Consider the following 13,406-nt stretch of genomic DNA (forward strand, 5'->3'; position numbering starts at 1 on the left):
GGATTTATTATTGTTTTAATGTTCTTTCGAATTCCTCGAATTTCGCTTCTACTTCTTTTGATGGTTTCGCTGTTAGGAGACTGACCACGATGATGGCAATCAAGCTTGCGCCAAAACCAGGAATCATTTCATAAAGCGTATCGGATAATCCGGCCATGGACCAGAAGATTACGGTGCCTGCACCTACGACCATCCCTGCTAATGCCCCCCATCTTGTCATCCGTTTCCAGCAAAGGCTTAGTAAGACCAATGGACCGAATGAAGAACCGAATCCAGCCCAAGCATACCCGACAAGTCCAAGAATCGTGTCATTTTTCTCCCAAGAGAGAATAAGCGCGATGATTGAAATGATCAGTACAGAAAGTCTGCCGAGAAAAACAAGTTCTTTGTCTGAAGCGGAGCGACGGAAGAAGGTTTTGTATATATCCTCGGTTAAAGAGCTGGCTGTAACCAAAAGCTGCGAAGAAATCGTGCTCATGACGGCTGCCAGTATTGCTGAAATCAAGAAACCAGTAATGAATGGGTGGAATAGTATTTCCCCTAACTCTATGAAAATCGTTTCAGGATCAGCTAACTTGAGTCCGTTCTGGTGATAATACGTGATTCCGATGAATCCAGTCAACATCGCACCGACACTGGAGAAAATCATCCAGCTCATCCCGATATTACGGGCTTTCCTGATTTCCTTAACAGAGCTGATCGCCATAAAGCGGACAATGATATGCGGCTGTCCGAAGTAACCCAGTCCCCATGCAAACAATGAGATGATGCCTAAAAAGCTCGTCCCTGTGAAAATATTCAATAGAGCTGGATCAATGGAACGTGGCGTGTCGATCGAAGGACCGAAACCGCCAACATGGAAAAGGGTGACGATCGGTACAAGAACCAAGGCGACGACCATGATGATACCTTGAACAAAGTCTGTCCAGCTTACTGCCAGGAATCCGCCGAATAAAGTATAGGCGACGACGACACCTGTCAAAATCCATAGACCTGAGTGGTAATCAAGGCCAAATGTACTTTGGAATAAGACTCCGCCGGATACCATTCCGGAAGAAACGTAAAAGGTGAAGAATATCAGGATAACCAATGCCGAAATGAGCCTTAAGATCCGTGAGCCCTCGCCAAAACGATTTTCCAGGAAAGCGGGGATCGTAATGGAGTTATTGGCGACTTCCGTATAAGTTCTCAATCTTGGTGCAACATACAGCCAGTTCGCATAGGCTCCTAACGTGAGACCGATTACAATCCAGATGGAACTTAGTCCTGTTGCGAACATGGCACCAGGCATCCCCATTAAAAGCCAGCCGCTCATATCCGCGGCACCGGCGCTTAATGCAGTGACAGCAGGTCCAAGACCCCGGTCGCCCAGCATATAATCATTTAAATTGGAAGTTCTTTTGTAAGCGAAGTAACCAATGAAAAGCATGCCAGCCATGTAAATGCTGATCGAAATTATTAATGCGTAATCCATAAAAGACTCCCTTCAGGTTGAAATTTATATTTTTTTGTTTTAAAAGAGGAAGCAACCTATTTGTCACTTCCTCCATTTAACCTCATTTTGGTTTCCGTATCCAGAATGGAAGATACGAAAACCAAAGGGGTTTCAAATCTTCTTCATTATCAAAACGTTTCGGATGTTGTTTTGGCTTGCATATGAAGCTGCAAGTAGTCCGGTCCGCCTGCCTTGGAATCGGTTCCTGACATGTTGAACCCGCCGAATGGCTGATAACCTACGATTGCACCAGTACAGCCGCGGTTGAAATACAAGTTCCCCACATGGAATTCCTCGCGTGCTTTTTCCATGTTAAGGCGATTTGTCGTAATGACAGCCCCAGTCAAACCATATTCAGTGTTATTGGCGATCTCAAGAGCTTCGTTAAAGTCCTTCGCTTTTGTGAAGGCAACAACTGGTCCAAAAATTTCTTCTTGCATCAAGCGTGCTTGCGGATCGACATCAGCTACGATTGTCGGCTGAACGAAGTAGCCTTTAGAGCTATCTCCTTCTCCTCCAGTCAGAACGCGTCCTTCTTGGTTCCCGATTTCAATATAGCTCATGATTTTGTCAAAAGCAGCTTGATCGATAACTGGTCCCATGAAATGATTTTCTACAGGATTACCAACTGTTAGTTGTTTGGTTAATTCAACAGCGCGATCTAATACTTGATCGTATACATCTTCCACGATGACAGCACGGGAACAAGCAGAACATTTTTGTCCAGAGAAGCCAAATGCAGATTTCACGATCGATTGAGCGGCCAATTCAAGATCTGCCTCTTTGTCAACGACGATCGTATCTTTTCCGCCCATTTCAGCAATGACACGCTTCAGCCAAATTTGGCCTTCGTTCACTTCTGAAGCACGTTTGTAAATGCGCAGACCTACATCACGTGAACCTGTGAAGGAAATGAAACGTGTTTTAGGATGGTCAACCAGGTAGTCGCCCACCTCGGCTCCGCTTCCTGGAACGAAATTCAACACACCTGCTGGAAGACCGGCTTCAAGCATCACTTCAACGAATTTCGCAGCAACGATAGGAGTAGTCGAAGCTGGTTTCAACAGGATTGTGTTACCAGTGACGATAGCGGCAACAGCTGTACCTGCCATGATTGCAAATGGGAAGTTCCAAGGAGAAATGATGATGCCTACTCCTAATGGAATGTAATCATAGCGGTTAAATTCTCCCGGACGGCTTTGAACAGGCACACCATCTTTAAGCGTCAGCATTTGGCGGGCATAGAATTCAAGGAAATCGATCGCTTCCGCTGTATCTGCATCAGCCTCATTCCAAGGTTTTCCCGCTTCTTTTGTCAATAACGCAGAGAATTCATGCTTGCGTCTGCGAATGATGGCAGCAGCTTTGAACAAAACGTCAGCACGGATTTCCGGCTTCACTTTTTTCCAGCTTTCAAAAGCGGTAACAGCTTCTTGCATGGCTTTTTCAGCAAGATCCCTGTTCGCTTTCGATACTCGGCCGATGACCTCTTGCTTATCTGCAGGGTTATATGAAACGATTTTCTCGTCAGTCGTCACTTTCTCTGCCCCGATATAAAGAGGGTAGTCTTGCCCTAAGTAGCCTTCAACAGTTTGAAGTGCTTCCTGATATGCTTTTTTGTTTTCCTCGTTTGTAAAATCAATAAATGGTTCGTGTTTATATGAAATCATTGATAATCACACCTTTTAATAGAATTTTTGTAGTATTAGTAATGTTGAATGTATATTTAGCTTCTGACCATCCCTTTGAAGGCAAAGGCAATATTGGATGGCCTTTCTGCAAGCCTTCTCATGAAGTATCCATACCAATCCAGACCATATGGTACATAGACGCGCATTTTGTAACCTTGCTTGACCAATTCATATTGAGTTTTGTTTCTCATGCCATAAAGCATTTGAAATTCAAATTGTGTATTCGGGATGTCGAACTTCTTAGCCAGCTCTTTTGTATATTCGATGATTTTGTCATCATGTGAGGCAATGGCCGTATAATTTCCGTTAAGAAGACTTTGCTTAATCAACTTTTTATAGTTTTCGTCTACATCATTCTTTTCGGGAAAAGCCACCTCGGCAGATTCCTTGTAGGCACCCTTTACGAGACGCAGGAATGGCTTATATTGGCCAAGGTCCTCCAAATCTTTCTCTGTGCGGAATAAATATGCTTGTAGAACAGTACTTATGCAGCTGTATTTTTCTTTGAACTGTCTAAAGATATCGATAGTTGCCTGACAGCGAACTTCATCTTCCATATCGATCGTGACCATGACTTTATGTTTTTCGGCTGTATCAAGAATTTTCGTCATATTCTCAATCACGAGTTTATGATCGATATCAAGTCCCAAAGAAGTCATCTTCAGAGAAACCTGTGAATCAAGTTTTTCCCTGCTGATCATTTCGATGGTTTCGATGCATTCTGCCGTCCGTTCCTGAGTCACTTCCTTAGAATCAACGAATTCCCCAAGATGGTCTACTGTAACCGACAAGCCGCTATTGTTAAGTTGTTTAATGAATTTAATGGAACTTTGGAAATCAGTTCCCCCAATGATCTTTCCAGCAGCAAAATTTCCTCCGCTTTTTTTAGCAATATTATTAAGCAGATTATTTTTAGATAAAAATAAGAAAAAGTCCCTTGTAATGGCTTCCATATAAAGCGCACCCCCTAAGAAGATGTATTTCAATAAATTAAGCTTACGGTTTTTCGACAATATTCTCAATGTTCTAAAAAAACAATAATTGTGTCATTTATTTGTCGGTTTTGGACAAATGAAAGGGTTTACATTGTTTCTTGTATGTTCGGATGAAACGAAGGTTTATATTTTAACTTAAAGAGAAACGCTAGAGGTAAAGCCTTTATAGTAAGCAATGATGTGAATGACATCAATAAATACGTTCAAAAGTGGCATCTCGACCATAATCATCCAATGCGTTATAATGAACCTTATTTAACAGAATGGGGCAAAGGCCAAGAAAAAACGATAAATGACAGAAGTAAAATGGATGTAAAACCATAAAATTAAGTCGCATCGGCAAGCCGGGGAGGATAAGGAATGATGCATGCTGTACTTGAAGAACTTAGAGAAACATCAGGATTGATAATAGGATTAATCTTGGCCCTGGTAATAATGGGTCTGATCGGTTATGCCCTTACGAATGTACATGAATCGATTGTGTCACCTGTGGTTCAGTTCATAAAGAAAATGGTTAGTCGAAAATAATTTAAGCGGAATACATAACCTTCTGTCCCTAATCGATAACAAGCCGTTGTCTAAAGAAATCCCTGCAGGGTTTGTCTAAAAGGGACAAAAGTACCGCAAAATATACATATCATCTGAAAACCCCCGCTCCTAATGGAAGTGGGGGATTTTAATTTTCAGATTCGGGGGAATTTGGATTGAAGGTATTATCGATGACCCAGCCTTGGGCGAGGTCAAATACGAAACAAGGTCTTGGAGAACGAATTATCGTGGCCCGCTGGCGATCCAAGTGGATGAGGCTTTCTGTAGCGAGAAAGCCAATCCAGCTGTTGCTGGATAAGCATGGATACTCAAAGGGCAACCTTTCAACTGGTATGATCATTGGTGTATGTAAGCTTGAAAATAACGGAACGCAGGCAATATTGGAAGTGAATTCAAAGTGGAAGGGTTCGCTTGGGAAGTTAAGGGTATGCAGCTTCTGGATGACTATATTCCAGCGAAAGGAAAGCATGGTTTATGTGGGCATGGATAAGGCGAACAAATACATTTAGCCCCGGCCATTGCGCTAGGGCCCTTTTTGTTTACAAATCAAAGTAGTCATCTGCCTTTGCGCCAGTATCTATGCTTCGAACCGCCTTCATGATTTTCTTTAAAACTCCGGCTGACGGTACATACTTAGGATCGCTGCAAACTCTGCTTATCGTATTACGTGAGATTCCTGAAGCACTTACAAACTCCTCTTGAGTATATCCGTGCTTATCGATTAATTTACCGACCTTGCTCCGCAGCTTTCTCTTCCCGAATCTAAACATTTTGATAACCTCCTAGAATTATTTACTAGCAGTCTAGTCCAACTTTCACAAAAATATACACATAGTTTCGCAAATTTTTAGTATACAAACGGTTGGTCGGAACAAACGATATTTGAAAACCGGTTCTTGTGGTCTTTCTAAAAGGTCATGACAGATACTATGATGAAGCTCTAAGTTCTTTGAATTTATTTCCATTTACATTATAATAATAAATGGGTATTTGTAAGCGAACACAGACTGGATAAGGTAAGTAAATGGTTAATTCATATGTTACTTAGGAGGGAATCATGGGAAGATTAGTTCATTTCGAAATTCATGCGAATGACATGGAACGGGCAAAGAAGTTTTATGGAGAGGTATTTGGATGGTCATTTCAAGATTGGAGTGAGTATGCAGGTATGCCTTACTTTGGAGCGGTAACTGGCGATGAGAAAGAACTTGGGATCAATGGTGCTTTGATGCAGCGTCAAAGTGCTCCGCCGGAAACAAACCAAGCATTAAATGCATTTGCTTGTACAATGGGAGTGGAAAATTACGATTTAACTGAAGCTAAAATTATTGAGAATGGCGGCAAGGTCGCAATGCCCAAATATGCCCTGCCTGGTATGGCTTGGCAAGGATACTATATTGATACCGAAGGCAATATATTCGGAATTCATCAACCCGATGTGAACGCAAAATAGAGTTGATAATAGGTGAATTAAAACATGAAAGTACAAGACACGGAAGCCATGCTTGAAATTGTACGCAATATCTGTCTTGCACTACCCGAGGCTGTTGAACATATTGACGGTTTCGGTCACAATACTTTTAAAATCAATGGAAAATCCTTCGTGATTTCGGGTGAAAGCGAGAAAGGGTTCAGCTTGTCGTTCAAGTCAGATCGAGAAACTCAAGAATTATTGCTACAGAAAGAGAACTTTTTCAAAACCCCATATATAGGACGTCACGGTTGGGTTTCTATTCAAAATCCGGATAGGGAAGACTGGGATGAATTGACCTATCTAATTAAAGAAGCCTATTTACGTGCGGCACCGAAGCGTGTGGTTAAGAAATGGAATGAGTTCCATAAAAAGTGAAGAAAGGCGGACGATCTGCCTTTCTTTATTGTTTAGGTTCTTTATCAGCTTTACAGGTACTGATAGACAAAAAAAGTCCTTATCTATACACATAAAGTTAAAAGGAAAAAAGCTCCTATTCGATTGGAGCAGCCAAGAGAGTTCTGTGTAAAAGAGACTCCGGAACTTGCAAAATATAAAGCGGCATTGTTGTCTCTCATCAGAAGAGAGTTTAAAATTAATTTCAGTTTTTTTACAAAAGATTGATGACTATCTGTGTGTATCATGAAATAAGCAGCTATCTTCAAAAATCGCGAGAATCAATCAGGTTTGATTGACGGAAAGGTGTATGGTTGAGGTGAATGTTGAATCCTTTTTTCCTGAGAACATTAAAGCGGCACTTAAGAATGATCCGCCCGGTGCATGGATGCCAGATCTGCCAGATGGTTGCATTCGCTTGAGTTCAGGCTATCCTGATCCTGCTCTCGTTCCTGCTGAGGAGCTCAAGGTAGCTGTAGCCAGACTTCTTGATGAGGAGCAGGATTTGCCGCTCCATTATATCGGAAGTCCAAGAATTGCAAGACTAAAGCATCAAATCCAGAATAGATTGGGAGAGCGTGGAATTTGCATTTTGGAAGATCAGCTTTTGATTACATCAGGAGCTTGCCAGGGAATTGATCTTATTGCCCGCATCCTTCTTGATGATAAAGCGGTCGTAGCGGTAGAGGCTCCCACCTATATGGAGGCTTTAGAGATTTTTCAAAACTATACGAAGCAGATTATTAGTATACCTATAGATGAACAGGGACTCCAAACGTACCGATTAAAAGAAATATTGGATGAAAGGAAACGTACAGGTCTAACACTCCCGCGTTTTCTATATACAATCCCAACCTTTCAAAATCCAACTGGGACGACTATGACAATTGAGCGCCGGAAGCATTTATTGGAGCTTTCTATCGAGTTTGATTTCCTCATTATAGAGGATGATGCATACGGAGAATTATCCTTCGATAAAAATCCGGTGCCAATAAAATCTTTGGATAAATGCGGACGAGTCCTCCAAGTTGGGTCATTATCCAAGGTTGTTGCTCCAGGAATGCGGATTGGATGGATAGCAGGAGAAAGTGAATTCATTAAGGCTTTAGAGTGGTTTAAAAAAGATTTAGACCATCCATTTGCTCAAAGTACAATGGCTGTATACTTAGAAAACACCGATTTTAACAAACGGCTCGACCTTCTAAAAGATGTGTATCGTTCAAAATGTATTGCGTTAATCCATGCGATGAAACAATTTCTTCCAGAATCCGTTTCCTGGTATGTACCAGATGGTGGTTACTTTGTATGGATGAGAGTTCCAGGTGTTGATACGTCGCATCTATTATCACAGGCACTAGCTGAGGGTGTTTCATATATTCCAGGGAAATACTTTTTCTTGGATCAAAACGATGGAACCGAGTTTCTCCGGCTCTCGTTCAGCTATGCCAATGAGAAAGAAATAAATGAGGGAATTCGAAGACTAGGACAGCTTATCGCATCTTTTTTTCATAGATTGCCCTGAAGGATTGTAAGATAGTTAATCATTGCAATGGTTAACACTCCAAGCTATTTCGAAGCTTTTTTTTATTGAATTTGAATGCGCCTGCTTCCGTAAAGGAGGTAGGTGCATTTTGTTAATAAAAGAATTCATTAACTCCTTCGCGATGTATTTCCAAACATGCAAGAAGAAGTGGCTTTATCCTCTCGTTTATTTTCTTTTAAGCCAAAGAAAAAACCCTTGCTACACAAGGGTTTTCGGATATGGAGCATAGCGGGATCGAACCGCTGACCTCTACGCTCCCAGTTATCATCTATTACGAAATTAAGCGTCAAGTCTTTCGAAAGTCAATAGTATCAACGAAAGTCAATGACAAGTCACACGTCACACGTCTATTTATATCGTTAGGAACTGTTAGCCGCAATAGTATGGTGCTTTTATCTCCGATTTATTTGCAACGAAATGACCAATGACCCAATTATTCGCCCTTGAAATCAGTTACACCCCAAGTTTGGTCATAATCATATCCGTTGAAGTAGATATCCAAATCGTGAAACAATCGGTGAAGTTGAACCATTGCGTCACGATTATCTTCTTTGAATACGACGTTCGCATATTCTTCTATTTTCTTGAAGTCCGCCGTTATTTCTTTGTTCTTCACTTTTGCACCCTTCAACGCTTGAAGCACGTCTTCGGCATTCGCTCGTTGTGACCTATAATCCGCCGAATTAACGCGACCATATCCAAGCGTATCGTTCAAGAATGAATGAGTATCCGCAATGAACGTGTGACCGTCTCCGCCGTCCGCCAATGTTACAACGTCCTTTGCAATCGGTGTGTGCACGACTTCTTGGTCAACGTCTCGGGAGATGTCCCCTTCGTCCGCCGCCGCTGTTCCATGTTTCTTTTCGATCGCTTTATAATCATTGACGTTTCCTAATACTGCGAAAGTTCCCCAAGTACCCAATCCGACAACAATTGCAATCCCCAATAACCAACCGAGAATTCTTTTCCCTTTCATGCAAATCGCCCCTATGTAATTCCTTTTTTAACCGTAATATAAATAGATTCATATTTTAAGGAATAATCAAAAAATAAAAAACGTGCCAAACCGTCATGAATTGACGCTTTCATCCTTATATGCGACTAACTTTTCGATAATGGTATCGACGTTGGATTCATTCTTTGCTAATTCGTCCACATACTTCGTTGGTTGGCCTTTCGGATCAAGCGATTCTTCCCGTGGGAAATCTAATTGGACAATACCATTAAAGCATTGTATTGATGAATTCGATTAATCGGCGTACCGGCGTCGAAACCAAACGGTTCAAGGTTGGCGGCTTCCTCTTCATTCATTAGTCGAATATGTGCTTCGATTCCTTGAACAAGTAGTCGGTCGTACATTACTCCTTGATTATCCGATTCTTCTTTCGATTGATTAGTTTCTTCTATACGATTATTTATCGTAAAGAAAAGACGTGTTATCGGTTTGTTGGTATAGCTGTTATTCGTTCAAGTCAACGAAAACGAAAAACGCCACGAACGTTGTCGTGACGTTGATTTCGTATAAAGTATGGAGCATAGCGGGATCGAACCGCTGACCTCTACGCTGCCAGCGTAGCGCTCTCCCAGCTGAGCTAATGCCCCGAATTGAGGTACAATAATTATTTTATCGGATTTTGGTGAAAAGTCAATATTAAATATGAGATTTTTGCAAAAATGATAAAAAAACCGTTTGAGGGCAGTCAAATGGATCAGACTATAGACTTGATGAATCGAGTGACCTACAGTTTTTTGTTTATACGATTGAGACCTGCCACAAAATGTAATCATTACACCAATGAAATTTCCGTCTGAAGAGACTTTAATGCCTTGCCTTGGTTGGGCGAAACCTGTAATGACGTCAATGGGTTTTCGTTTTACCAAATCGACGACCGTGACGGAATTGTTTGCTGGATTGTTCACATACATTTTCGTTCCATCCGGACTGACAGCAGTCCCAAATGCACCTGGACCAGCGACAACTTCATCTTTCAAGGTGAAATTTTTAATGCTGTAAAATCGAAGTGTACCGAGCGTACTATCTGAGACGACAAACTCTGAACCCCCATCAATAAATACGATGTTTCTCGGTGATCCGAAGCCGTCAATCTTTTTACGCAACTTGCCTTTGGCGAGACCATAGATCAGGATGGAGTGTTCACGGCTATCTGAGACAATCGCTATTTGCTCATCAGGACTTACGGCAAGGGAATTGTTGGTGATGTGGGTGCCGAAGCCTGTCCCTAATACCGGGCTTTCACCTTTAGTAGAAGAAGCACCAATTACACTCGGTATAAAAACCACAAATAGTAAGGGGATAATCCATATACTTATTAACTTCATTTTTTTAAACATTACTCACCTCGGAAAATTATTTCTTGATAATAGTTTAAATCCCTGTCAATATCTTGCTGGTTGCCCTGCCCGCCTTCCTTTGAAATATTTAATCAAGCCGGAGTTCGTCCTTTCACTATATATAAACGTATAGAGAAGGATATCGGTTTGAATATTTTGCGAATTTGAAATATATGTATATAGTGGATCCGAAAAATAAATAATGGATCAGGCCACAGTGAAGTCACGTAACACTAGACTTTCTCACTGACCTGTCCATATATGCATGGTGTTGGCTTTTGATGCTAGAGATAAAGCCAGAGGATTGCGGAAGTTTCGATTGGTTTATGCAGGCAAGACTTAGCCATTAATCTTAGAGGATGCTCAATTGGACTTTGCCAAGGTTAAAAAGTGGTCTAACATACTTGACTCGTAGAGGTTCGATCTCTTAATATTGTGGGAAATTAAAAGGGGTTCGGAATGTTTAATTCCGAACCCCTTTTATCTAGTGAACTGTTTGAGGGTAAGTCAAACGGTTTTTTATTATGCATTTTCGATCTCTACCCGTGCAATTTCCTTAAGGTTGGAGACGGTATAATACACTTCCGATGTTCTTACTTTATGATCGACCAATACTTTAAGCGTCAAAAGGTGGTGGTCTTCTTCCACATCTTTGATTCTTAGGTTTTTGATGAATATTTTTTCGTCTTTGATTTTTTTCAGTACGACGGCAATGTCATCTTTATTTTTTACCACCAGCTGCAGAAAGATTTCTTTTTGCCGCAACTTCATCGGTCCGAGCCAGGTGACGATTAGGGGCACCAATTCGACACTGATGATCAATAGGATGACGCCGGCTATTGCTTCGAGAAAAAATCCTGCTCCAACGGCGATTCCGATTCCCGCCGCTCCCCAGATGATGGCGGCTGTCGTTAATCCGGATATGCTGTTGTTGTCCCTCCGGAGGATGACGCCTGCACCGATAAAGCCGACGCCCGAAACGATCTGAGCCGCTAGACGCAAGGGGTCCATTGTGATATTTACGTCGTCGCTCCCCGGGAACTTATAAGCGGATTCCATGGAAACGATCGTTAATAAACAGCTAACGATTGAAATGACCAGGCTTGTTTTTAATCCAACGGGTTTTCGTTTCATTTCTCGCTCTAGTCCGATAATTAGTCCAAGGAGAGCTGAAATCCCCAATTTGATAAGGATCTGCAGTTCCGATTGAGGGTCGAATGTCCATTCCATTTTGTTTCACCACTTCCGAATTATTATCGAATAATAAGATCGTCTGTTGCCATATACCCGTTTTCTAAAAAAAACTACCCTAATAATTTTAACATAGTAGAATAGAGTTCTATGAAACGTAATTCCATTGAAAGGAGGAATTTAAGTCAAATGCCAAAATTGAATCCTTATGTAGCGTTAGCGATCGGTGTGGCATCCGTATCGTTTTCGGCCATCCTTGTTAAATTGGCGACCGCTCCATCGGGTGTTATCGCCTTTTACCGTTTATTATTTACTGTCCTTCTTATGTTGCCGGTGTTCTTGGTGAAATACCGTCATGAACTTAAATTCATTAAAAAAAAGGATTGGCTGTATTCGATTGCGGCAGGAGTGTTTTTGGCTTTCCATTTTATTTTATGGTTTGAATCGCTTAATTACACATCGGTCGCGAGTTCAACTGTGCTTGTCACCCTCCAGCCTTTATTCGCTTTTGCCGGAGCCTACCTGTTTTTTAAAGAAAGGTTTTCAATGAAGGCGATATTGAGCGGTGTCATTGCGATAGCAGGCAGCCTTGTCATAAGCTGGGGTGATTTGAGAATCAGCGGTATGGCGCTTTGGGGAGATATTCTTTCGCTTATCGCATGTGCGCTGGTAACCGGTTATTTACTGTTTGGTCAAAATGTTCGAAAACGCATCTCTTCTATAACATATACATTTGTCGTGTATGCAATCAGCACTATCGCATTGTTTTTCTATGTGGTCTTCAAAGGAGAGGCATTGGCGCCTTATCCTGCTTCCGATTGGATCAATTTCGTTTTGCTTGCCATTTTCCCGACTTTATTAGGGCATTCTTTATTCAATTGGTCGCTAAAGTGGTTAAGCACTTCGACGCTTTCGATGGGAATTTTACTTGAACCGGTGGGAGCGACAATTCTGGCTTACTTCATATTAGATGAACCGATACTCTGGACGCAGGTCCTTGGAGGTACCATCATATTGGGTGGTTTGATGATGTTCTTAAAGGATGAAAAGAAAGGCAAGGTAAATAAAGAAGCGCAAGTTTCCGTATAAAAGCAGTAAGTCTCCCGACTTACTGCTTTTATTTAATAGGGGTGAAACAAATAGGTGATCCGTGTGAAAATCAAAGCAAAAGTAAAGCTGAATAAAAACGTCGTACCATTTACCTTCCCTTTTTCTCTGCTGAACTTGATGGCTTCATAAAAAGCGGTGCTGAATAAGTAAAGGGCCATACAGTAAGAAATGAGTAATCCGATTAATGCGAGATTCATTGCTTCACCTCATGGAAAAAAGATATCTATATATGTCTATTTGTGTTTCATTGGAAATATGCTTCGTTTATTCATAATACATGAGCTTGGCCCGGAAACAGGGAAAGGGTGTGATGGTGATGTAAAGAATATATAGAAGGGAATAGGTGAAAATGTTTTTTTTGAAAAAGTTTTAAAAAACGTATTGCAAACATTTTTAGTACATGGTATATTATTTCTTGTCGCTAAGACAACAACTTAAACAACTAACAAGTTGGAAAAAACATTTTAAAAAAAGTTGTTGACGAAACGTGACAGAATGTGTTACATTATAGAGGTCGCTTCTGAGAGAAACGACAACAAATTGCTCTTTGAAAACTGAACAAAACAAAGCGCCAACGTTAAATTTTAAGTGAGCACACACTATTAAAAAAGCA

15 protein-coding genes and 1 tRNA gene are annotated in these 13,406 nt (G+C 41.2%); 7 read left to right on the plus strand and 9 right to left on the minus strand.

What is annotated here, in order from left to right; all coding sequences use genetic code 11:
- Nucleotides 1-7 precede the first annotated feature (7 nt).
- From putP to ACFX4I_RS22045, 3 genes are all read right to left on the minus strand, one after another.
- Nucleotides 8-1,474, minus strand: a complete 1,467-nt coding sequence (gene putP / locus ACFX4I_RS22035; protein WP_377423002.1) for a sodium/proline symporter PutP — start codon at nt 1,472-1,474, stop codon at nt 8-10.
- 149 nt (nt 1,475-1,623) lie between these two features.
- Nucleotides 1,624-3,165: an L-glutamate gamma-semialdehyde dehydrogenase gene (gene pruA / locus ACFX4I_RS22040; protein ID WP_377423005.1), complete on the minus strand. Its 1,542-nt coding sequence runs from the start codon at nt 3,163-3,165 to the stop codon at nt 1,624-1,626.
- A 56-nt stretch (nt 3,166-3,221) separates the two neighbouring features.
- A complete protein-coding gene (locus ACFX4I_RS22045) occupies nt 3,222-4,139 on the minus strand; it encodes a proline dehydrogenase family protein (protein WP_095394596.1) in 918 nt (305 codons plus the stop codon).
- A 402-nt stretch (nt 4,140-4,541) separates the two neighbouring features.
- Between ACFX4I_RS22045 and ACFX4I_RS22050 the strand changes: the two genes are divergently transcribed.
- Both ACFX4I_RS22050 and ACFX4I_RS22055 read left to right on the plus strand, forming a co-directional pair.
- Nucleotides 4,542-4,709 (plus strand): hypothetical protein, encoded by a 168-nt coding sequence (locus ACFX4I_RS22050; RefSeq protein ID WP_214791073.1) that lies wholly within the window; start codon nt 4,542-4,544, stop codon nt 4,707-4,709.
- Nucleotides 4,710-4,885: 176 nt separating this feature from the next.
- Entirely contained in the window at nt 4,886-5,239 is a 354-nt protein-coding gene (locus ACFX4I_RS22055; protein ID WP_230302444.1) for a hypothetical protein, read from the plus strand.
- Nucleotides 5,240-5,269: 30 nt separating this feature from the next.
- Here ACFX4I_RS22055 and ACFX4I_RS22060 read toward each other — a convergent pair whose 3' ends face one another.
- Entirely contained in the window at nt 5,270-5,500 is a 231-nt protein-coding gene (locus tag ACFX4I_RS22060; protein ID WP_230302443.1) for a helix-turn-helix transcriptional regulator, read from the minus strand.
- 287 nt (nt 5,501-5,787) lie between these two features.
- On the opposite strand from ACFX4I_RS22060, the gene ACFX4I_RS22065 reads away from it, so the two are divergent.
- The 3 genes from ACFX4I_RS22065 to ACFX4I_RS22075 all read left to right on the plus strand — a co-directional run bounded on the left by ACFX4I_RS22065 (nt 5,788) and on the right by ACFX4I_RS22075 (nt 8,119).
- Nucleotides 5,788-6,183 carry a VOC family protein gene (locus ACFX4I_RS22065; protein ID WP_377423009.1) on the plus strand — a complete coding sequence of 132 codons (396 nt, stop codon included), beginning with the start codon at nt 5,788-5,790 and terminating at the stop codon, nt 6,181-6,183.
- Between the two features lie 24 nt (nt 6,184-6,207).
- The gene (locus ACFX4I_RS22070) at nt 6,208-6,579 is read left to right on the plus strand and encodes an MmcQ/YjbR family DNA-binding protein (protein ID WP_230302441.1); all 372 of its coding nucleotides are present in this window, start codon (nt 6,208-6,210) and stop codon (nt 6,577-6,579) included.
- A gap of 337 nt (nt 6,580-6,916) precedes the next feature.
- Complete coding sequence (locus ACFX4I_RS22075; RefSeq protein WP_377423011.1) at nt 6,917-8,119, plus strand: aminotransferase-like domain-containing protein; 1,203 nt, start codon at nt 6,917-6,919, stop codon at nt 8,117-8,119.
- Between the two features lie 454 nt (nt 8,120-8,573).
- On the opposite strand, the gene ACFX4I_RS22080 is transcribed toward ACFX4I_RS22075, so the two are convergent.
- The 3 genes from ACFX4I_RS22080 to ACFX4I_RS22090 all read right to left on the minus strand — a co-directional run bounded on the left by ACFX4I_RS22080 (nt 8,574) and on the right by ACFX4I_RS22090 (nt 9,742).
- Nucleotides 8,574-9,116, minus strand: coding sequence for a hypothetical protein (locus ACFX4I_RS22080; protein ID WP_377423013.1), 543 nt, complete (start codon nt 9,114-9,116; stop codon nt 8,574-8,576).
- Nucleotides 9,117-9,346: 230 nt separating this feature from the next.
- Entirely contained in the window at nt 9,347-9,499 is a 153-nt protein-coding gene (locus tag ACFX4I_RS22085) for a hypothetical protein (protein WP_377423016.1), read from the minus strand.
- Nucleotides 9,500-9,669: 170 nt separating this feature from the next.
- Nucleotides 9,670-9,742: transfer RNA gene (locus ACFX4I_RS22090), tRNA-Ala, on the minus strand.
- A gap of 250 nt (nt 9,743-9,992) precedes the next feature.
- On the opposite strand from ACFX4I_RS22090, the gene ACFX4I_RS22095 reads away from it, so the two are divergent.
- The gene (locus ACFX4I_RS22095) at nt 9,993-10,154 is read left to right on the plus strand and encodes a hypothetical protein (protein WP_377423019.1); all 162 of its coding nucleotides are present in this window, start codon (nt 9,993-9,995) and stop codon (nt 10,152-10,154) included.
- Between the two features lie 860 nt (nt 10,155-11,014).
- Here the strand turns inward: ACFX4I_RS22095 and ACFX4I_RS22100 are convergent.
- Nucleotides 11,015-11,722 carry an MgtC/SapB family protein gene (locus tag ACFX4I_RS22100; RefSeq protein WP_230302437.1) on the minus strand — a complete coding sequence of 236 codons (708 nt, stop codon included), beginning with the start codon at nt 11,720-11,722 and terminating at the stop codon, nt 11,015-11,017.
- Between the two features lie 150 nt (nt 11,723-11,872).
- Here ACFX4I_RS22100 and ACFX4I_RS22105 point away from each other — a divergent pair, with 150 nt between their 5' ends.
- Entirely contained in the window at nt 11,873-12,772 is a 900-nt protein-coding gene (locus tag ACFX4I_RS22105; RefSeq protein ID WP_377423021.1) for a DMT family transporter, read from the plus strand.
- A 32-nt stretch (nt 12,773-12,804) separates the two neighbouring features.
- Here the strand turns inward: ACFX4I_RS22105 and ACFX4I_RS22110 are convergent, their stop codons facing one another.
- The gene (locus tag ACFX4I_RS22110) at nt 12,805-12,990 is read right to left on the minus strand and encodes a hypothetical protein (RefSeq protein WP_098372326.1); all 186 of its coding nucleotides are present in this window, start codon (nt 12,988-12,990) and stop codon (nt 12,805-12,807) included.
- Nucleotides 12,991-13,406 lie beyond the last annotated feature (416 nt).

This window comes from Peribacillus sp. YIM B13472, from assembly GCF_042788005.1.
Classification (GTDB): domain Bacteria; phylum Bacillota; class Bacilli; order Bacillales; family DSM-1321; genus Peribacillus; species Peribacillus simplex_E.